Annotated in this window: 16 protein-coding genes; 6 read left to right on the top strand and 10 right to left on the bottom strand. The window is 62.0% G+C overall.

Features of this window, described 5'->3' with window-relative positions; genetic code table 11:
• Positions 1-102: 102 nt before the first annotated feature.
• Together copL and DYQ94_RS17310 are read right to left on the bottom strand one after the other, a co-directional pair.
• Positions 103-522, bottom strand: a complete 420-nt coding sequence (copL, locus tag DYQ94_RS17315) for a transcriptional regulator CopL (protein WP_046932580.1) — start codon at positions 520-522, stop codon at positions 103-105.
• Between the two features lie 176 nt (positions 523-698).
• Positions 699-1,049 carry a helix-turn-helix domain-containing protein gene (locus DYQ94_RS17310; RefSeq protein WP_046936731.1) on the bottom strand — a complete coding sequence of 117 codons (351 nt, stop codon included), beginning with the start codon at positions 1,047-1,049 and terminating at the stop codon, positions 699-701.
• Between the two features lie 120 nt (positions 1,050-1,169).
• Between DYQ94_RS17310 and DYQ94_RS17305 the strand changes: the two genes are divergently transcribed.
• Positions 1,170-1,928, top strand: a complete 759-nt coding sequence (locus DYQ94_RS17305) for a hypothetical protein (protein WP_223866275.1) — start codon at positions 1,170-1,172, stop codon at positions 1,926-1,928.
• 20 nt (positions 1,929-1,948) lie between these two features.
• On the opposite strand, the gene DYQ94_RS17300 is transcribed toward DYQ94_RS17305, so the two are convergent.
• On the bottom strand, positions 1,949-3,001 hold the full coding sequence (locus DYQ94_RS17300) for a DNA-binding protein (protein ID WP_046932571.1): 1,053 nt from the start codon (positions 2,999-3,001) through the stop codon (positions 1,949-1,951).
• Between the two features lie 262 nt (positions 3,002-3,263).
• Between DYQ94_RS17300 and DYQ94_RS17295 the strand changes: the two genes are divergently transcribed.
• On the top strand, positions 3,264-4,841 hold the full coding sequence (locus DYQ94_RS17295) for an ATP-dependent nuclease (protein ID WP_046932181.1): 1,578 nt from the start codon (positions 3,264-3,266) through the stop codon (positions 4,839-4,841).
• Positions 4,819-5,907, top strand: a complete 1,089-nt coding sequence (locus DYQ94_RS17290; RefSeq protein WP_046933399.1) for a UvrD-helicase domain-containing protein — start codon at positions 4,819-4,821, stop codon at positions 5,905-5,907. Before DYQ94_RS17295 ends, DYQ94_RS17290 begins: the two co-directional genes overlap by 23 nt.
• A gap of 281 nt (positions 5,908-6,188) precedes the next feature.
• Here the strand turns inward: DYQ94_RS17290 and DYQ94_RS17285 are convergent, their stop codons facing one another.
• The 6 genes from DYQ94_RS17285 to DYQ94_RS17260 form a co-directional block, all read right to left on the bottom strand.
• Positions 6,189-6,464: a hypothetical protein gene (locus DYQ94_RS17285; RefSeq protein WP_046935218.1), complete on the bottom strand. Its 276-nt coding sequence runs from the start codon at positions 6,462-6,464 to the stop codon at positions 6,189-6,191.
• Positions 6,465-6,473: 9 nt separating this feature from the next.
• On the bottom strand, positions 6,474-9,662 hold the full coding sequence (locus tag DYQ94_RS17280; RefSeq protein WP_046935219.1) for an efflux RND transporter permease subunit: 3,189 nt from the start codon (positions 9,660-9,662) through the stop codon (positions 6,474-6,476).
• A gap of 8 nt (positions 9,663-9,670) precedes the next feature.
• Positions 9,671-10,621, bottom strand: coding sequence for an efflux RND transporter periplasmic adaptor subunit (locus tag DYQ94_RS17275; protein ID WP_080955612.1), 951 nt, complete (start codon positions 10,619-10,621; stop codon positions 9,671-9,673).
• Positions 10,618-11,895: a TolC family protein gene (locus tag DYQ94_RS17270; RefSeq protein ID WP_046935220.1), complete on the bottom strand. Its 1,278-nt coding sequence runs from the start codon at positions 11,893-11,895 to the stop codon at positions 10,618-10,620. The genes DYQ94_RS17275 and DYQ94_RS17270 overlap by 4 nt, the downstream gene beginning before the upstream one ends.
• 412 nt (positions 11,896-12,307) lie before the next feature.
• Positions 12,308-12,925, bottom strand: a complete 618-nt coding sequence (locus tag DYQ94_RS17265; RefSeq protein WP_046935221.1) for a cation diffusion facilitator family transporter — start codon at positions 12,923-12,925, stop codon at positions 12,308-12,310.
• The gene (locus DYQ94_RS17260) at positions 12,922-14,106 is read right to left on the bottom strand and encodes a DUF3703 domain-containing protein (protein ID WP_127170488.1); all 1,185 of its coding nucleotides are present in this window, start codon (positions 14,104-14,106) and stop codon (positions 12,922-12,924) included. The genes DYQ94_RS17265 and DYQ94_RS17260 overlap by 4 nt, the downstream gene beginning before the upstream one ends.
• 99 nt (positions 14,107-14,205) lie before the next feature.
• On the opposite strand from DYQ94_RS17260, the gene DYQ94_RS17255 reads away from it, so the two are divergent.
• From DYQ94_RS17255 to DYQ94_RS17245, 3 genes are read left to right on the top strand one after another with little or no spacing between them, the layout of a single operon-like run.
• Complete coding sequence (locus DYQ94_RS17255) at positions 14,206-14,628, top strand: MerR family transcriptional regulator (RefSeq protein WP_046932166.1); 423 nt, start codon at positions 14,206-14,208, stop codon at positions 14,626-14,628.
• Positions 14,625-15,893: a site-specific integrase gene (locus tag DYQ94_RS17250; protein WP_046932193.1), complete on the top strand. Its 1,269-nt coding sequence runs from the start codon at positions 14,625-14,627 to the stop codon at positions 15,891-15,893. The genes DYQ94_RS17255 and DYQ94_RS17250 overlap by 4 nt, the downstream gene beginning before the upstream one ends.
• Before the next feature lie 24 nt (positions 15,894-15,917).
• Positions 15,918-18,935 carry a Tn3 family transposase gene (locus DYQ94_RS17245; protein ID WP_046933271.1) on the top strand — a complete coding sequence of 1,006 codons (3,018 nt, stop codon included), beginning with the start codon at positions 15,918-15,920 and terminating at the stop codon, positions 18,933-18,935.
• Positions 18,936-19,610: 675 nt separating this feature from the next.
• On the opposite strand, the gene DYQ94_RS17240 is transcribed toward DYQ94_RS17245, so the two are convergent.
• Complete coding sequence (locus DYQ94_RS17240) at positions 19,611-20,033, bottom strand: helix-turn-helix domain-containing protein (RefSeq protein WP_237474905.1); 423 nt, start codon at positions 20,031-20,033, stop codon at positions 19,611-19,613.

The raw sequence follows: 20,033 nt of genomic DNA, 5'->3' as shown, positions 1-20,033 counted from the left end.
AAGCGTCGTGTTGCCACCGGCAGGCGGTGGTACAGAGCGGGTGGCTGGCCTAAACAGGCACGCAAACCACACCAACGGCGCCATTGCGGCGCCTAGGGACGCTTAGCCGATCGGTGGTCGGATCAGATGAGGCAAGGCGGGTGCCGGATGCCCCAACGGCAGCGGCATGACATCCAGGCCCAAGGCCAGTTGTACGGCAATATGCAGGCGCGCAGGCAATGCGCTCGCGCACGCGTGCACGCAGGCGCACCGGCACGCAGACGACTTGCAACAGTCGGGACCGGCATGATCGCCGTGCCCAGTGCCAGCCATTTCAATCGATGTGGCATCGGGATGATGCTCAGCACTGTGATGGGCGACGCAGTCCTCGTCGACTTGCACAGCGGCAGCCACTTCACTGGCCTGCTCTTCCATCACCGGATTCATACTGACCGACGCAAACGCCGACCACGCCCCGTTAAGCACGAGCATGGCGATCAGGAGCAGTCGCAGTAGAAGTGAGGAGGCTGACACGGGCGACATGGTAAATCACTTTAGACAAGGCGCGCGTGTATCGGTCGTGAACAAAATCTCAGGCAGGCCTGAGATGCCGCGCCCCGTTAGTCGCGCTCGCCGCGCCTACTGATGTTCCATCCGGGAGCGCTCCCAAGGACCGGGTTGAAGCGAAGTGCTGCCCATAAAGCGAGCGACCGCACGGCCTACTTCTCGGATGTGCTCTCGATCAGCTTCACCAGTTCGCGCTTCTGTTGCTTGCTGAGCGAGCCCCAGCGCAGGAGCAACTTGGCCAGCAGATCATCATCGGTGTACAGGAACGCGGCGGGGATCCCCAAGGCTTGAGCCAACCGCTCAGCGGTCTCCAGCTTCGGCTCGTGCTTGCCACGCTCGTACTGGTTGATTCGGGGGCTGGCCACGTGAGGATCCAGACCGGCCCGGATGCCCAACTCCTTCTGCGACAAGCCCGTGTGCAGGCGGGCTTGTTTGAGGCGTCGAGCGAAGGTCGGTGTTGAGTCGACGGACAAAGTCACGCGCGCACCCCATGGAGACCCCATAAGGATGGCGGATGTACCCTGCCTTGCATACTAAGATATTCTTAGCTTTGAGGCAACCGGCGACCCCGGTAGCGCTGCCATCGCCAGGAGCCACGCCGCTCCCTCACCCCCGGAACCCGCATGCCCGGAACCTCGTCAATGACGCCATCTGGGGTCGCCAGCATCGAGGAGTTGGGGCTTCGTGGCACCCTTTTCCTGGCCGCGCTGCTGACCGCGCAGCTACGACGCATACCGGTGGCGCCCACACGCCGCTCCACCTTGCTGGTGCTGGACGCCTTGCGAGACTTGGCCCTGATCCAAGTTCCCTGGCCAGCGGATCGATGGCAGATCCGACCCGATGCCGAGGTCACGCCCATCGAAGATCTGCAATGGGCTTTCGCCTGGTCTACCCATGAGCGCAGGCACCTGCTCCCGGTGCTGGAAGACCAACTCGGCGATATGGCACGCGATGTAGAACTGGCGGATGCGAAACTGGAGCTGTGGGATGAACTTGCACTCTGGGAGACCGAGCAGTTTCTAGAGCAGCAATTGCTCAAACATCACTTCGATCCAGGTTGGGCACGTGATGTGGGGTTCGTATTTCAATCCGGACCGCGGGGTCTGCCGATCGCGCAGTGGCGTTACTGTTGCTGGGCGGCGGTACGCCAAGGCGCGTCGGTGGCAATGCGTCTTGGCGTGCACGACAGCGCCCATGTGCGCGAGGCCATCTTTCAGGAGGTCAAGAAGCGCTTGCGCTACCTGATGACCAGTTCGCCCCAGCAAGGCATGTTCAAGCCCTACCATCTGGCGCCGGAGTCCTCAGTAGCAAAGCTGTTCGTAGACTGGGTGGTTCCTATGGAATGGGCGTACTGGACGGGGGAGCGCAACGCCGGCTGCTAGCAGGCAAACGAGTAGCCTCGCTAGTCCGCCCCCCCATCCTGCCTACTGCTTCGCCGGGGTTTCTTCACCGTGTTTTGTGCCGGCGTCAGTTGATTCAGCAGGGGCTCCAGCGCTTCAAGACGCGCGTTGGCACGCAACGCATCGGCTTCAGCGCTCTGGCGGCGCTCACGCTCCCGCGCAAGGGTGTCTTGGACTTGAGCTAGCTCGCTGCGCATGGCATCCAAGGCCTTGGCGTCAGTCTTCCAGCGCTCCTGCAGTGCCAAATGGTCCGTCGCGGTCTGGCGCAACGCCACGATCTCGCTGTGTTGGCCTTCGTGGACCTGTCGTAACTGGGCAAGCTCACGCTCAATCCGCCCGTGGCGCTCCAGCCATTGGCCATTGTCGCGGTTAAGCACCAACAGCTCCTGATTCTTCGCGCCCAAGGCTTCATTGGCCTGACGTAAGGCTACTTGCAGCTCTTGGATCTGATGCTCGTGACGGCGAAGCTCTTGCTCGCGCTGCTCTTTGGTTGAAGTGCGGTAGTGCTCGAGCGCTTCCCGGGCGTGGGCATGCTTGTCCTCCAGAGAGCGCGTATGCGCCTCGTGATCAGCCAGCCGCACCGTCATGCCGGCGATGCGCTCATTCAACTGGGCGATTTCCGCGACCTTTTCGCCCAGATTCTGCTGAATTAGGGCGTGAGCGGCTTGCTCTTGCGTCAAGCTGGTCTCAGTGCGCTGCAGCTGACTGCCCAGGGCAGCGGCTTCCTGTTGGGCGGTGGAAAGCGCTTGTTGCTGACGCTGGAGTTCGGCCCCATGGCGTTCTCGCTCCCTGGTGAGGATCGTCTCCGCTTCTTCTTGAAGTCGCGTAGCCAGGCGTGCGACCAAGTCTTGCAGGGCCTCACTCACGGCCACCGAACGTGCCGGACCGCCACCCTCCTCCTCTTCCAGTTCACGCAAGTAGCGATGGATCGTGGTCTTGGAGCCCGTGTTGCCCAGAGCCACCCGAACCGCGTCCACGGAAGGCTTCTTGCCCTGGGCCAGCAGCGCGTCACGCGCTTTCTGGACATTCCCCTTATAAAGTCCTGCGCGCGCCATGGTACCGCCCTCTAACTATTTCGTAATGTATTACATACCATGTAATTACATACTATTGAAGCGGACAGATGACCGTTCGTCGGCTGAATATTTAATACGGGATAATGTTGAATTATCCCGCGTGATCGGCCGCCAGCCGCCTCCGGGGTGTCTCACCCGTACGAAATCCGGCCCACTGGCCCGGTTTAGTATGAACGCCATGCCGGCGTGTCCGGATGGCTCCGGGCGCCGTGCTCGCGCTGCAGTCGTACAGGGATGAACCATGCCGATCGAACGAGTCGTCATCGAGAACTTCAAGGCGTTTGGCCACCTGGATTTGCCGCTCAACCCCCACATGAACCTGATCGTGGGCAACAACGAGGTCGGCAAGTCCACGCTATTGGAAGCTATTCATGCTGTCGTGACCGGCCAATTGCACGGACGAGGCATCGCCTACGAAATCACCCCCTACCTGTTCCACCAACCGGCTGTCGACGAGTATCTGGCACGTCTGCGGGATGGACAGCCTGGTTCGCCTCCGCGGATCGTGATCGAGGCTTACCTCGGACGGGATGCCACCCTGGCTTCATTGCGGGGTACCAACAACTCCCTCGGCGCTGACATGGCCGGCATTCGGCTGCTGATCGAACTCAACGAAGACTATCGCCCCGAGTTCGATGCCTATTTGCGCGAGCACCAGGGGGGCAGCTTGCCGGTGGAGTACTACACCGTCCGCTGGTATTCCTTCGCCAACAATGGCGTCACCGCCCGCAGCATCCCATTCGACTCCACGATAATCGATACCACCAGTGCCAAGACCTTTTCAGGCACGGATCGCTACATCGGCAGCATCATCGACCAGGTGCTTTCTCCGGCTCAGCGCGTGGCCTTGTCGCTGAGTTATCGCCGCATGCGGCAGAGCTTTTCCCAGGAAACGGACGTGGCGGCCATCAACACGTTCCTGGCCGAAAATGCGGGCGATGTCAGCAATAAGACGCTGACCGTGGGTGTGGACACCTCGGCGCGGTCGACGTGGGAGGCCAGTCTGTCTCCCTACCTGGACGATCTTCCTTTCACCCACGCCGGCAAAGGCGAACAGAGTGCGGTCAAAATGAAACTGGCCATGCGCGCGGCCGGTGCTGCGCACGTGCTGCTGGTAGAAGAGCCCGAGAATCATCTGTCCTTCTCCAGTATGACCCAACTGATCGACAAGATCGCAGCTCTGTCCACCGCCCAGCAAGTCATCATTGCAACGCATAGCAGCTTCGTGTTGAACAAGCTCGGCGTGGACAACGTGATCCTCTTCAGTGCACGCGGACACATAAAACTGGACCAACTGCCGACCGATACGCACGACTACTTCATGAAGCTGCCGGGTCATGACACCCTGCGGTTGATCCTGGCCAAGCAGGCGATCCTTGTCGAGGGCCCCTCGGACGAGTTGATCGTCCAGCGAGCCTTCAAGGATCACCACGGCGTGTCGCCGTTGGCCCGTGGCGTGGACGTGATCTCGGTCAACTCCCTGGCCTTCAAGCGATTTCTGCAGATCGCCCAACGCCTGGATATCCCAACCGCTGTCGTTACCGACAACGACGGCGACGTAGCCCTGCTGCAGGAACGCTACGCTGATTTCCTGAACTACATCTACTATGACTCCGATGAGGACGCACCCTCGCTGGAGCAACAATTGATCAAGGCAAATACGCTGGCGCAATTGAATCTGGTGTTGGATAAAACGTTCGCCGATGAGGCGGCGCTGTTGAAGTTCATGAAGGGCAACAAGACCGATACAGCGTTGGCCATCTTCAATAGTCCCCACTCGATCGTGTTTCCGGACTATGTCCAGCGTGCCATCGCCTAATCAGGTACTGCTCTCGGCGGCCGGTTCGGGCAAGACGACGATGTTGGTGCGCCAGTCCCTGGCGCGCCCGCAACGCCGGATCGCCATCCTGACCTACACGCTTGAGAACCTGGAAGAGATCAGGCGCGCGTTTGAACGGCAGGCTGGCGCCGTGCCGGCGCACGTGTCGCTCTACAGTTGGTACAGCTTTCTGCTGCGCGAGTGCATTCGGCCCTATCAGGCGGCGCTGTGTGCCCAGCCCCGCGTGGAGTCCATCCTCTTCGTTGAGGGCAGGACCAACAATCGTGCTCCCCGTAGTCAGGTGGCTCGTCACTATCTGGCCGGCGATCGAATATATTCCGATCGCGCCGCTGACTTTGCCGTGCGCTGCGATGAGCTTACCCAAGGCCGTGTCATCGAGCGTTTGGCGGCCATGTACGACGAGCTCTACATCGATGAGGTCCAGGACTTGGCCGGCTACGACCTGGACCTGGTCGAGCGCCTGCTCTCCAGCGGCATCGAGATCACGCTGGTGGGTGATACCCGCCAGGCGACCTACGCCACCAACCATTCTCCGCGTCACCAGCAATACCGTGGTGTGGCCATGATGGGGCTTTTCCAAGCCTGGCAGGCGCGGAACTTGTGTCAGATCCAGCATCGGGTGATCAGCCACCGCTGTGCGCAGTCGCTGTGTGATCTGGCCGATGCGCTGTATCCGCAGATGCCGCGCACCGAGTCAGGAAATAGCGAGCTGACCGGGCATGAGGGCATTTATGTGGTGGCACCCACTCTGGTGCAAAAATATGTACTGCAGTTCGCGCCCACCGTCCTGCGTTACGACCGGCGGGAAGCCTGCGATGGCTATCCTGCGGTCAACTTTGGACAAGCCAAGGGACGGACATACTCCCGCGTGCTGATCTATCCCAATGGCCCCCTGGCCCAGTTCCTGCGCACCGCTGACGCCTCCCGTATCACCTCACCGGCGAAGTACTACGTGGCGTTCACGCGGGCCCGGCAAAGCGTGGCCTTTGTCCTGGCAGGCGCCTGCGCCTGGCCAGGGCACCAAGTCTATGAGTCCCGAGACTAGTCGGGTGCTGCTCCCACGCTGCCGGCGCGCCCGGTGGGCTGCACAAGGCGTTGGTGTTCGGCCTGGCCTTTGGCCTGCTGGCGCTCTCTGGCGCACTGCTATGGCGAGCACGCGCTCCTCCGTGCCCAGCCGACCCCAGGCTGGCCGCCACCTGCACGCGATTGCGACGGATCAGCGTTTGGGTTGTGGGGCGTAGCAGCGCTCAGCACGACCTTGGGAACGGTGTTTGCCTTCGGTTGGATTGGTTGAGGGTTCGGAGGGCGGCAATGCCGCCCTCCGCTTTACCTCTTTTCGATAGGCCCACGGGTCGGTTGCGCCGGTGCCGGCCCGGGATCGTTGAATGTCAGGTGTAGTTCTGTTACGCCGAACTGAGTGGCGAGAATCTGGCCCACGACGGCCTGCACTGTGGCCAGGTCCACCGCCGATGAGGCCACTGTCACCGTGGCCTGAATGCCCAGCCCGGATGCGGCAGGCATCCACCGCAGATCGTCGACCGCCTTCACCCCGGGATCGGCGAACATCGCCGCACGCACAATTTCCAGGTCAGGCTTGGGCATGATGCTGCCTCATGCGAGCGCCGTGGTCGGGAGAACGGGCCGGTCGCGCTCTCGGTGTAACCACCGGTACAGCACGGGCAATACAAACAGGGTCAAGGCGGTCGAGGACAAGATGCCACCGATCACCACGGTCGCCAGGGGCCGCTGGACTTCCGAACCCGCACCGACATTGAGAGCCATCGGCAAGAAGCCCAAAGAAGCCACCAGCGCGGTCATCAGCACCGGACGCAGCCTGCCGAGCGCACCATCGCGCACGGCCTCATCCAGCGGATCGCCTTGTTCGCGCAGGCGTCGGATGAAGGCAATCATGACCAAGCCGTTCAACACCGCCACGCCCGATAGGGCGATGAAGCCCACGCCGGCGGAGATGGACAACGGAATTCCGCGCAGCGCCAGCGCGATGACGCCGCCGGTCAGCGCCAGCGGTACCCCGCTGAACACGATCGCAGCGTCCTTTGCCGACCCAAAGGCCATGAACAGCAGAGCAAATATGAGAGCCAAGGTGACCGGAACGACTACGGAAAGGCGCTGGCTGGCGGAGATCAATTGCTCGAACGTGCCTCCATAGGCCACCCAGTAGCCTTCCGGCATCTTCACTTCCTCGCCGATTTTGGTGCGCAAATCTCCCACGAAACTTCCCAGATCGCGTTCGCGCACATTGGCCGTGATGACCACGCGTCGCTTGCCGTTCTCGCGGTTCACCTGGTTCGGTCCACGCTCGACTTGGATGGTAGCGACCTCACGTAACGGCACGGTCCGAGGGCTACCGCCACGCCATGTCGCCTCACGGCTGGACTCATCGGGACTATTGTCCTCGGGCAACGGAATCGGCAGGTCTGCCAGCACCGCCGGATCTGAGCGCAATGTTTCGGGTAGCCGGACCACGAGAGCGAAGCGACGATCGCCTTCAATGAACTGGCCCGCTACCTGACCACCGATAGCGGTGGCCACCGTCTCCTGCACATCTCCTGGATTCAATCCATACCGTGCCAGCGCTACCGGGTCTGGGGTTACCGTGAGCAACGGCAGTCCGCTCACTTGCTCAGACTTCACGTCCTCAGCACCAGGCACTTCACGCATTGCCCGCTCGATGCGGCCAGCAAGTCGTGCGAGCTGATCCAGATCATCGCCATAGACCTTGATCGCCACGTCCGAGCGGACGCCGGAGATCAGTTCGTTCGTGCGCATCTGGATGGGCTGGGTGAACTCATAGTTGCTACCGGGGATTTTCTTGGCGGCTTGCTCCAGTTCTTCGATCAACTCTGCCTTGGGCTTGCGGGGATCTGGCCACTGATCCCGCGGCTTGAGCATGAGGAACGTGTCGGCCATCGAGGGGGGCATCGGATCGGTGGCTACCTCGGCGGTACCGATCTTGGAGAAAATGTTGGCCACCTCGGGAAACTGCGCCAATCGCTTCTCCAATGTTTCCTGCATCGCCACCGATTGCTCCAGACTCGTGCCTGGAATCCGCATCGGCTGCAGCGTGATGTCGCCCTCATCCAGGCTGGGCACGAACTCCGATCCCAGCCGCGTGGCCAGGATGCCGCACGCGACCACCAGTACCGTGGCGCCGCCCAGTACGGCCAATCGACGGCGTAGCGCCCAATCCAGCAGCGGCGTGTAGCGAGCTCGTGACCAGCGCATCAGTCGGTTATCGTGCTCGGCCACGCGTCCACGCAGGAAGGTTGCAATGGCCGCTGGCACGAACGTCAGCGACAGCATCATCGCGCCGGTCAGCGCCAGGACGACGGTAATGGCCATGGGGTGGAACATCTTCCCCTCGACGCCGGAGAGGGCAAAGATCGGCAGATAGACGGCCGCGATAATGCCCAGGCCGAACAGGCTCGGTCGAATGACTTCCGCCGTTGCCGAAGCCGTCAGGTCATATCGCTCTTGATCGTTGAGTTGCCTGCCCAGCGCATTCTGCGCCTCGCCGAAACGACGCAGGCAGTTCTCGATGATGATGACCGCACCATCCACGATAAGCCCGAAGTCCAACGCGCCCAGGCTCATCAGATTGCCCGATACGTTGCCTCGCACCATGCCGATGATGGTGAACAGCATGGCCAGCGGGATCACAGCTGCGGTGATCAACGACGCCCGGACATTGCCCAGTAACAGGAACAACACCACCACCACCAGAAGCGCGCCTTCGATCAGGTTCTTGGCAACGGTCCCTATGGTGCGATCTACCAACGCCGTGCGGTCATACACCGCCTTGGCGTGCACACCTTCGGGCAGACTGGCGTTGGCAGCCTCCAGCTTGGCCACAGCGGCCCGAGAAACGTCGCGACTGTTGGCGCCAAACAGCATAAAGGCCGTACCGACGACCACCTCATGCCCGTTCTGCGTGGCCGCGCCGGTGCGCAGCTCCTTGCCTTCGCCAACGGTGGCGACATCGCGCACGCGGATTGGGACGCCATCACGACGATCCAGCACGATGCTGCCGACCGCGTCCACATCCCGTAGCTGGCCCGGTACGCGCACCAGGAACTGCTGCCCGTTGCGCTCGATGTAGCCGGCTCCCACGTTCTGGTTGTTGCGCATCACCGCGCCAACAACGTCTTGGAGCGTGAATCCCAGGGCTACCAGTTGCGCTGGATCGGGAGTGATGTGGATCTGCCGTTCAAAGCCACCGATGGTGTTGACCTCGGTCACCCCAGGCGTGGTGCGCAGTTGCGGGCGGATCACCCAATCCTGCAGCGTCCGCAGGTCCGTGGCCGTGTACGGGGAGCCATCGGGCTTGCGGGCATCGGGCTCGGCTTCCACCGTGTACATGAAGATCTCACCTAGACCGGTAGAGATCGGCCCCATCTCAGGATCTAGCCCCTCAGGAAGCTGAGACGTGATTTGCTGCAGGCGCTCGGCGACCTGCTGGCGCGCGAAGTACAGGTCCGTCCCATCCTTGAAGACGACCGTCACCTGCGATAACCCATAGCGAGACAACGAGCGGCTGTAGTCCAACTGGGGCAAGCCGGCCATCGCCGTTTCAATGGGGAATGTCACCCGTTGCTCGGCTTCCAGCGGCGAGTAACCTGGCGCCTGGGTGTTGATCTGGACCTGGACGTTGGTGATGTCGGGCGTGGCGTCAATGGACAGCTGACGATAGCTCCACACGCCGAGCGCAATAAGCGCTGCGGTCAGTACCAGCATCAGCCAGCGATGGCGAATGGAAAAATGGATGAGGCGTTCGAGCATGGCGGGCCTCACTCTTCTTCTTCGACGGTGGACTTCTCGATGTCGGCCTTGACCAGGAAGCTCTGGGCCACCACCACCTGCTCACCGGCCTTCAGGCCTTCTAAGACTTCCACCCGTTCGGCGTCGCGTCGGCCTAGCTTCACCGAGCGCGTGTGATAGACCTCGCCCTGTTGCACGTACACCACGTCCCGATCTTCGGCGGTCTGCAGCGCGGTCACGGGGACTACCAGATCCGCTTCTGCGCGATCAACGGTAATGCGTGCTTTAACGGCGGAACCTGGCCGCCAGCGTCCATCGGCATTGCGCAAGCTCGCGCGTGCGATCGTGCTTTGGCTGGCCGTGGCGGTGCCGGGCAGCACGCGTTCCAAGGTCGTCTGCTCGGAAACGCTATCACTCAATCGGCTCACGGTCACCGGCACACCAGCTTCGATGTGCCCGGCGTCCCGTCCGAAGATATGCAGATCTACCCACAAGGTGGACAGATCTGCGATCTCGAACAAGGGCGCGCCTTCGGCGGCAGACGTGCCGACCGAGGCGGTCCGCGCCATCACCACGCCGCTTATGGGGGCGGTAACGGAATAGGTCGTCAGGCTCAAGTTGCTCTCCACCGTCGCGAGCACCTGTCCTGCCTTGACCTGGTCGCCCACGCCTACGCGAACGGCACGCACAGGACCGGGGAAACGTGCAGTCACCAGGGCGATGCGACCTTCGACCGGCGTAAGCAGCCCTTGGACTTCCTGCTCATCGGCGATCTGGCCAGGACCCACGCGGGCGGCGCGGATGCCGGCGGACTGTGCCGTTTGGGCCTCGATCGTGGTCTGTTGGGGCAGTTCTTCGTGCTCGCCTTGTTCTTCGGCCTCATGGCCTTCTTCGGCCTCGCCACGGGCATTGGGTGCCGGGCCACTACAAGCCGTCAGGGCCAATGTCAGGGCCAGCGCGATCCAGGGGAAACGGCTCATGGGGTCAACTCTCCGGAGGTGGCGGCAGCGGCAGAGGCAACCATGGCCTGGCCGGTGAGCCGTTGGATTTCGATGAGGGCACGTTGCGCATCGAGCGCGACGTCCAGTTGTTGCTGCAGAGCTGCGGTCCTTTCGGACTGCAGCTGCGCCCATTCCAGATAGCTGATGGCCCCAGCGCGATATGCACGCTCGGCCGCTTGCTCAGCCTTGGTCAGCTTGGGCAGCACATCGTCTTGAAGACGGGCCACTTCGTCACGGGCGACGGTGTAACGGCCGTGGGCTTCGACCAGGGTGGAATACAACGCCATTCCCTGCGCCTCACGTTCGATCGAAAGCACTTCCAACTCCGCCTCAGCGGCACGAATCTCTGGTTGCGCCCGGCTTCGAGCACCCAAAGGCAGCGAGATGCCCCCCACGAGCGCGGTGTCGCTTGTGTCCTGCATCCGACGCACGCCGACTTGCCAAGCCAGATCCGACGTGCCTGCTGTGCGAGCCAGATTCAAACGTGCTTCGGCAATGCGCCGCTCGTCGACAAACTGGGCCAGCTCGGGAGAACGCTGCAGTTCTGAGGAAAGGGTTTCCAGAGAACCGATCGCCGGTAGTGCGAGCGGGTTGCCAGCGACCGGCGCCGACACGGGTTCACGCTCCCCCCAGAGGGCGGCCAGATGCTGGCGTGCAGCGCTGGCTTGCTGGGAGGCCCTTGCTTGGGCCAGCTCGGCTCTTGCCAAGGCAGCCTGTGCAGTCAACAGCACCGACTCGGGTGAGGCGCCGGCCTGCACACGTTGACGAGCAGCGGCCACGGTACGCTGGCGCTGTTGGATATCGACTTGGGCAATCTTGGCGGCCTTGTCCGCTGCAACCAATGCCAGATAGCGCCGCGCCGTTTCAGCCAACAGATCCAGCCGACGAGCTTCCCGCTGAACAGCCTGCGCATCGATGCGGCTCTGCGCCAGGGCCCTGCGCGCATCCAGTTTCCCGCCTCGCTCCAGCACCGAGCTCAGACTCACGGTGAACTCGGCGCTGTCCAAGCCTCTCGCATCTCCGGTACCCAGGGCATTCTCCACCTCGGCACCCAATGTCCAAGGCGGGCGCTGATTGGCGCCCTCGTGCTCGGCCGCCAGTACCGCGGTACGTGCCTGCACCAGGCGCAGGTCTGGATGGGCTTGGGCAACGCGGTCGAATGCGTCGTCCAATGTCATGGGGTCGACCGCCCAGGCAGGTATCCCTGCACCCAGCAGCAACCAAGCGGCCAGCGCCGCACGTCGCACTTGCATAGCAACACTCCAGAAGTTCAGACCAATGGTTAAGGACTGGCCTACGCCAGCGCTTGGCCCGCAATAGGCGGTCGGAACGGATCGACCAATGGCCCTGTGGGCACCGTCTCCACCGCGTGTGGCTCTACGGCCTGCTGCTGCGGAGCAGGAGGTGGCGCCCAAGTCATCGCCGGAGCGGCGACTGCGTGCGCGCAGCAATGCGCGAGTTGATGTAACTGATGGAGCGATTTGCCCAAGGCGCTCTCATCAGCGGCCGCGTGGGACGTCATCAGCACTGCGTGAGCGCCGGACCACGTATGGGCTGCCTCGTGCATTTCGCCCACCGCCGTAAGCACCGGGTGCCATATGGCACCCAGTGCCAGGCTCAGCGCCAGCAGCCAGCGGAACGCGGGCAGAGCTCGCACACGCATCTTCACGCGGTCGGCTTGCCCACTTGCGTGCTGGCCCGACGTGCGTCACGCAGGATCTCGATGGCTTCCCTTATCACGTACAAACCGATAAGGGTGCCAATCACATAGTCGGGATAGGGATTGGCCAGCCACCACACCAGTACGCCCGCAAGAATGACGCCGATGTTGGCCACCACGTCGGCTCGGGTAAACAGCCACGTTGCTCGCAGATGGACCTCCCCGGACTTCAGCGGCGAGAGCATGCGCAACACGATGACGTTGACTACAAGCGATAGCAGCGCGGTGCCGATCATCCATCCGCTGAGTGGTTCGGCGCCCTGTAGTACCCGTCGTCCGACCTCCACCAGCACGCCAATACCCAGCACCAGCAGAATGCTGCCACTGAGCCAAGCGGCATTGGCCTTGAAGCGGGCCGTGCGTCCGATGGCCACCAATCCAATGGCGTACGCGGTGGCATCAGACAGCATATCCAGCGCGTCAGCCAGCAGACCTGTGGAATGGGCAATCCAGCCGGCGATGCCACCAATGACGGCCATGGCCGCGTTGAGGACCAAGGCAATCCACAGTACACGTCGCTCCTGGGCGTTCTTGGCCTCGTGATGGCAGCCACAGTCACTCATCGGGTGTTCTCCATGTAATTACGCAGTTCTGAAGGAATCGGCATCGTGCGCAAGGCGTTTACCCGAGCGCCACCGGTATTGCCTTTAGGCATCCACACCCATGTCAGGGTCGCAGCGGCCATCAGGCGCAGCAGTTGTCCAGCCATTTCGCGCATGTCGTGGGCTTGCCACGCCCATCTTGCGAACGCCCAATGACTACGCACGTGCAAGCGCGTGCGGTGCTGCGAGAGCACGTGGGCCAATTCGTACCGTTTGTAGGCCGTCGTGAGATCGCCTTGTTGTAGCGCTTGATCGCCTTGCCAAAGATATTGCGCAAAGGCCGTATCCCGTTGATCTGGAGCCTCGTTAAACGGCCAGCACATCTGCGCCCAATAGCTGGCAGGCATCGTTTCCTCGCGCAACCCGACCTCGCCGGCGCGCAGCGTTTCAGGGCGATCAAGGAAGGTGCCGCACAGACGATCCCAGATCATGAAGAACTCGCCGAAGTTGACCTGGGCATCTTCATAGTCACGCTTGTGATGCCACCGATGTACTTCGGCCACGCCTAGCCAGCGACGTAGCGGGCCAACGCGGTAGTCCAAGTTGGCGTGTTGGAAAGCCAGTTGAACACTCATCAGTGTCAGCCACGCACTGATCACCAGCGGCGGCGCACCCAAGGCGACAGTCAACCCCAAGCCCGGGCCGGCCATCAGCAGTGCACTCAACGGGTGACGACGTTCTCCATTGAGCCAATACAAGCGCTCAGCGCTGTGGTGGATAGCGTGCAGTTTCCATGCCCATCGCACCCGATGACTGAAGCGGTGCATGGCATACAGGCCCAAGTCGATCACCAGCCCCGCCAGCAGCATCTGCCCGATCAGGGGCCACTGGGTCGGCCATAGGCTGCCGGCGGGCAGCAGGCCGCGAAAGGCATGCAATCCATAGGCGGTGCCGGCCAGCAGGCCAAAGTTGACGGCGCCATGCATCAAGTCGGCTTTGAGGTCGCCTTGGCTATGGCGCCAAGACGGCTCGTAGGGCTGCAGCCACTCCAGCAGCGCCACCATGGCAATGCCCGCGGTCGCCAGGATCGCCAAGGTTGGCCAAGCCGGCAGGCCATCGGCCAATACTGCGGCCGTGCCGGCCAGAACCGCGCCCATCAGGGCGGGATACGCGGCATACCGGATCAGGCGTGAGCGCAACATGGAGAGCTCCGGACACGGGTAGAGGCGCGCGGGCGGGAGGCTGGCGGCTGGACAGGGGGCAAGGTAAAGTCCGTAGCTACTACAGAGTCAAGTCGCCACATGAAGATCAGTCAGGCCGCCGAGGCCAGTGGGTGCCATCTGGAAACCATCCGCTATTACGAGCGGATCGGCCTGTTACCCCAACCTGGTCGCACCGGCAGCGGGTATCGCGTTTACGAGCCTGCCGATATCGAGCGTTTGCGCTTCATTACCCGCGGCCGGGATCTGGGTTTCAGTCTGGAAGAGATCCGCAGCCTGCTGCAGTTGTCCGGGGACGACCAGATGTCCTGCATGGACGTAGATCGGCTGGCACGCAGTCATTTGGCTGATATCCAGGCCCGGATGGAGGATCTGCGCAGGATGGCCCGGGAACTGGAGCGGGTGATCGCCAGTTGCCATGGCGGACAACGTGCCGAGTGCACGATCCTCTCTACGCTGCGACAACCGGCCGGTTGCGCGTCGGCGGAGTGCTGCCAGGCGTGAGCGATGTGGACCGCTACCTCGAAGCGGCCACGCGTCAGAACACGCAGCGCAGCTATGCCTCGGCGCTGCGCCACTTCGAGGTCGAATGGGGTGGCCATCTGCCGGCGACGCCCGATAGCGTGGCCCGCTATCTGGCCGAGCAGGCCCCCAAGGCAGCAATCAACACGCTGAAGCAACGACTGGCAGCACTGGCGCATTGGCACGCCGAGCACGGGTTCGTCGATCCCACGCGTACGCCGCTGGTACGCAAGGTCCTCAAGGGCATTCAGACGCTACACCCCCGAATCGAAAAGCAGGCCACGCCGTTGCAGCTGGCCCAGCTGACCCAAGTAGTCGGGTGGCTGGACCAAGCCACGCTGGCGGCCCAGGAGCGCGCCGACCACGCGTATGCCTTGCGTGCCATGCGCGACAAGGCGCTGGTGTTACTGGGCTTTTGGCGAGGATTCCGCGGCGATGAGTTGATCCGGCTGCAGATTGAGTACTTGGAACTGGTACCCGAGCAGGGAATGATCTGCTTCCTGCCGCGCAGCAAGGGCGACAGACAGTCGGCAGGCAATACGTACAAGGTGCCCGCTCTGTCGCGCTTGTGCGCGGTCAGTGCCACGCAGGCCTGGGTGCAGGCAGCCGCGCTAACTCAAGGCCCGCTGTTCCGGCGTGTCGATCAATGGGGCAACGTCGGCAGCCAAGGGTTGCATCCGAACAGCCTGATCCCCTTGCTGCGCGACCTGTTTCAGTCCGCAGGTCTGGAGGCCGTGGGAGGCTACAGCAGCCATTCCCTTCGCCGGGGCTTTGCGGGCTGGGCCAATGACAACGGCTGGGACGTGAAAGCCCTGATGGAGTACGTCGGATGGCGAGACGTGCACTCGGCCATGCGTTACATCCAGGGCCGCGATCCGTTCGCCCGCCAACGCGTTGAAGCCGGCCTCCAGGCCGCGCCGCCCCCCGCGCTCGCCTCGGCGGCGCTGCCAGCGCCGGCCGCGACCGTGAGCCTGACGCTGCGCCTGCTAGTGAGCCCGTTTACGCCCCGAGGCAGGGGCGCTGGCCGCGCTCGGGCACGCATTGAGGCGATGTGCCTATCCCCGTTTCAAGCCCATCGGCTTGATGCCGAGGGAAGCGAGTACCGACTCACGATGCCGGTGGTCGACGCCGCGGACATGGACGAGAGGATGGCCATGCTGCTGGATGAGATGCATCGCGTTGCCGATAACCACCACTGCTTTCTGGAAGCCTCCGTGCGCGCCGAGGACGGGCGTCACTGGGATTGACCTCAACCCTGACCAGGGCACTGCATGGCGACGCTGCACGAGACCGCGTATCCGCGCCTGAAACCTGATCCCACGGCCAAGGAACTGGACGAGATTTACACGCCCAGCGGCGGCGAAGTGCGCCTCGCACGTAGCATGGCGACCCAGCCAACCACTCAGTTGGCTGTGCTCATTCACCTGAAGATGTTCCAGCGGCTGGGCTACTTCGTGATCCTAGCCGATGTCCCAGAACGGATTCGGCAACATATTGCCCAGGCAGCCGGGCTGCGCCGGGCGCTATCCATCCGAGACTTGAATCGCTACGACGTCTCCGGCGCTAAACGCGCCCATATGGCGCGCCTGCGAAAGTTCCTGCGCGTTCGTCCGCTGGATGTCAGCGGGAGGGAATGGCTGGCAACGGTGGCCCAGGCCGCCGCTCAAACCAAGCATGTCATCGCCGACATCATCAACGTGCTGCTGGAGGAGCTGGTTCACCATCGCTTTGAGCTGCCGGGCTTCAGTACGCTGGAGAAGATTGCGGTTCAGGCCCGCGAGCAGGTGCATGAGCAGTATTACCGCAGCATCAATGAGGCCTTGACCGCGCCAGCCAAGAGCTTGATCAAGGAACTGTTGGCCGCACCGGCCAATGCCACATATACCGGCTGGAATGCGCTAAAGCGCGAGCCCAAACGGCCCACCAATAAGGAAGTGCGCTTTTATCTGCAACATATCCAACGCCTGCAACATCTGGCCCAGCAGTTGCCGGCCGTGGATATTCCGGTTCCGAAGCTGAAGCAGTTCCGAGCCATGGCGCGTGCGCTCGATGCCAGCGAACTGGCCGAACTCAAGCCGGCCAAGCGCTATGCCTTGGCGACGATCTTCATTCGGTCCCAGTACGCCAAGACATTGGACGATGCGGCCGACCTGTACATCCGGCTGATGCAGAACCTGGAGAACACGGCCCAGCAAAGACTGTTGGCCTACCAAGTAGAGCACGGCAAGCGTGCTGATACGCTTATCGCGCAGCTCAAGGAGATCCTGCAGGCTTATCAGATCGACGGAACGGACACACAGCGTGTGGATGCCATCGGACTGAGTCTGGTGGCGGACATTTCCACACTGCTGGCCGAATGCGATGAACATATGGCGTACGCAGGCCGCAACTACCTGCCATTCCTGATCCAGCCTTACAGCGTTGTCCGCCCGTTGCTGTTCAACTGCCTGGAGATCATGCAACTGCGCTCCACCAGCCAGGACGCGGGCATGGAACGCATGATCGCTGCTCTGCTGTCGCTCCGCGGTCAGCGGCGGGACATGATTGAGGCCAGCTCGATCGGTCTGGATGTTGAAAAGGATCTGGGCTGGTTGTCAGTCAACTGGCGCAGGCACGTCTTCGGCCGCAAAGCGGACTCGCTGGGGCCGGGCTGGGTGCATCGCAAGTACTTTGAGCTAGCTGTGCTGGCCCAGATCAAAGACGAACTCAAATCCGGTGATCTGTTCATTCCCCACGGGGAGCGCTACGACGATTACCGAGAGCAACTGGTGGATGAGGCCACGTTCGCCCAGGAACTGGAGGCCTACGGTGAGGTATCTGGTCTGGCCACCGAGGCCAGCGAGTTCGTGCGCCATTTGCAGCAAGAGCTGAGCTCACTGGCCGACACGGTGGATGCACGTTTTCCGGAGAACGTCCACGCCGATGTGGTGGATGGGCGCCTGGTGCTCCGGAAGCTGCAACGGCCTGAGATCTCCAGCGCCATTGCCACGGTCGATGCTCTTATCACCGAGAGGCTGCCGGCGATGAGTATCGTAGACGTGCTGATCGATGCGGCTCAATGGCTCAAGCTGCACCGTCATTTCCGGCCGATTGCGGGCACCAATGCGCGCGTGGACGATCTCATGCGCCGGGTGATCACTACGCTGTTCTGCTACGGGTGCAACCTGGGCCCGACCCAGACTGCGCGCTCAATCAAGGGCTTCAGTCGGCGCCAGATTTCCTGGCTTAACCTCAAGTACGTCACTGAAGACACGTTGGACAAGGCGATCGTGCAGGTGATCAATACGTTCAACAAGTTCGATCTGCCTGGCTACTGGGGCTCGGGCAAGAGTGCGTCGGCCGATGGCACCAAGTGGAGCATGTACGAGCAGAACCTGCTCTCGGAGTACCACATCCGCTACGGTGGTTATGGCGGCATCGGCTACTACCACGTCTCTGACAAGTACGTGGCGCTGTTCAGTCACTTCATTCCGTGCGGTGTGCACGAAGCGATCTACATTCTGGACGGATTGCTGGCCAACACGTCTGATATCCAGCCTGAAATCGTGCATGGGGATACCCAGGCCCAGAGTTATCCGGTCTTTGGTTTGTCCTACCTGTTGGGCATTCAGTTGATGCCACGTATTCGCAACATCAAGGATCTGACCTTCTTCCGCGCGGAGGCGGGTCGCCCGTACAAGAACATCCAGGCGCTGTTCGGCGACAGCATCGACTGGGGCCTGATCGAAACGCATCTGCACGACATGCTGCGGGTCACGGTGTCGATCAAGTTGGGCAAGATCACCGCTTCGACGATCCTTCGCCGGCTGGGAACCTACAGCCGGAAGAACAAGTTGTACTTCGCCTTCCGGGAGCTTGGGAAGGTCATTCGCACGCTGTTCTTGCTGCGCTACATCGATGACGTGGACATGCGTCGGACTATCCAGGCGGCCACCAACAAAAGCGAAGAGTTCAATGGCTTCGTCAAATGGGTTTTCTTCGGCGGAGAAGGGATCATTGCCGAGAACGTGCTTCATGAGCAGCGAAAGGTCGTGAAGTACAACCAGCTCGTGGCCAATATGATCATCCTGCACAACGTAGACCAGATGACACGCACGTTGGCCAGCCTGCAGGAGGAGGGGATGGAGTTGAATCCCGAGGTTCTGGGCGGCTTGTCGCCGTATCGGACCAGCCACATCAATCGGTTCGGAGACTACACGCTCGACCTGGAACGTAAGGTCGCGCCTCTCCAATTCACCGAGATCGTTTTGGAGCCCCACTGGACGCAGATCGCCGAGCCGAGAGGGTAGCGGACTCTGTCTATTCAGTTTCGACGCGAAGTGCTAATAGGCCACTTCGTGGCCTCAGCGGCGTATGAAGAAGAAAAGCACGCAACATCAAAAACTTAAAGCGGATTCGGCTGTATTTCTCACGAATCCCTGCCGACCCTCACCTTAGTCATTTGATTCTGGTTGAGTGCGTGTCAGCCTCCCGTAAATTGATCTAGCCATAGTTAGAGGTCTTCGGGCACAGGACCTGCGCCGCATCGGTGAAGACGCTTTCATCTACCGGCTGGAGCGCAGCAAAACCAACAGGCTGGTCCGAGCGCCACTGCCACACACCCGACGACCTCGTGTTGGGCCGCGCAGGGCGCGCCCTGGCTGCCTGGCTGAGCGCGGCCGACATCACAGGGGGCCCTTTTCTTTCGCCGCCTGTGGGGTGAATGAGTCTGTCGCCCAAGGCGGCCGGTTGCAGCAATCGTGCAGCGGCGGGCATTGCAGGCGGGGTTAAACGGGGACTTTGGCGGCCATAGCTTGCGCTCGGGCTTTATCACCGAGGGCGGTCGCCAGGGCATCGCCCTGCCCGCCCTATGGCGCTGACTGAGCACCGCTCCGTCGCGCAGACAATCGGCTACTTTCAGGTCGGTGACGCGTCAAGCAACCCAGCGGCTCGACTGCTTGATCTCTAACACGCGGGCCAACGAATCATCGGCCTTTGCGCGGCTCCCGCTTCGTCGGAGTTTTCTCAAGGCTTTTGAGCAGATCCTTCTTCTGACGAACGGATAGGTCGTTCCACTGCAGAAGCAGTTGGGCCAGCAGCTCGTCTTCGGTGTAGAGAAACGCCGCGGGTATGCCAAGCACCTCAGCCAACTGTTTGGCTGTCTTGATCTGGGGTTCGTGCTTGCCGCGTTCGTACTGGTTGATACGTGGAGAGGCCACGGCGGGATCCAAGCCGGCAAGGATGCCGAGCTGCTTCTGAGATAGCCCGGCTCGTTCGCGCGCCTGTGCTAGCCGCAGCGCAAAAACCGGATGTTCTGCCGTCCGCCTATTCACTTTTACCCCCTCAAGAGGGGCTAAGGATGGCGGAAGTGACCGGCGCTTGGATACTAAGATATTCTTAGATGCCAT

Source organism: Xanthomonas sp. LMG 8993, assembly GCF_009835065.2.
In the GTDB taxonomy this organism is placed as follows: domain Bacteria; phylum Pseudomonadota; class Gammaproteobacteria; order Xanthomonadales; family Xanthomonadaceae; genus Xanthomonas; species Xanthomonas arboricola.
Note: the sequence above shows the minus strand (reverse complement) of the source record. Positions and strands in the feature narration are given on the sequence as shown.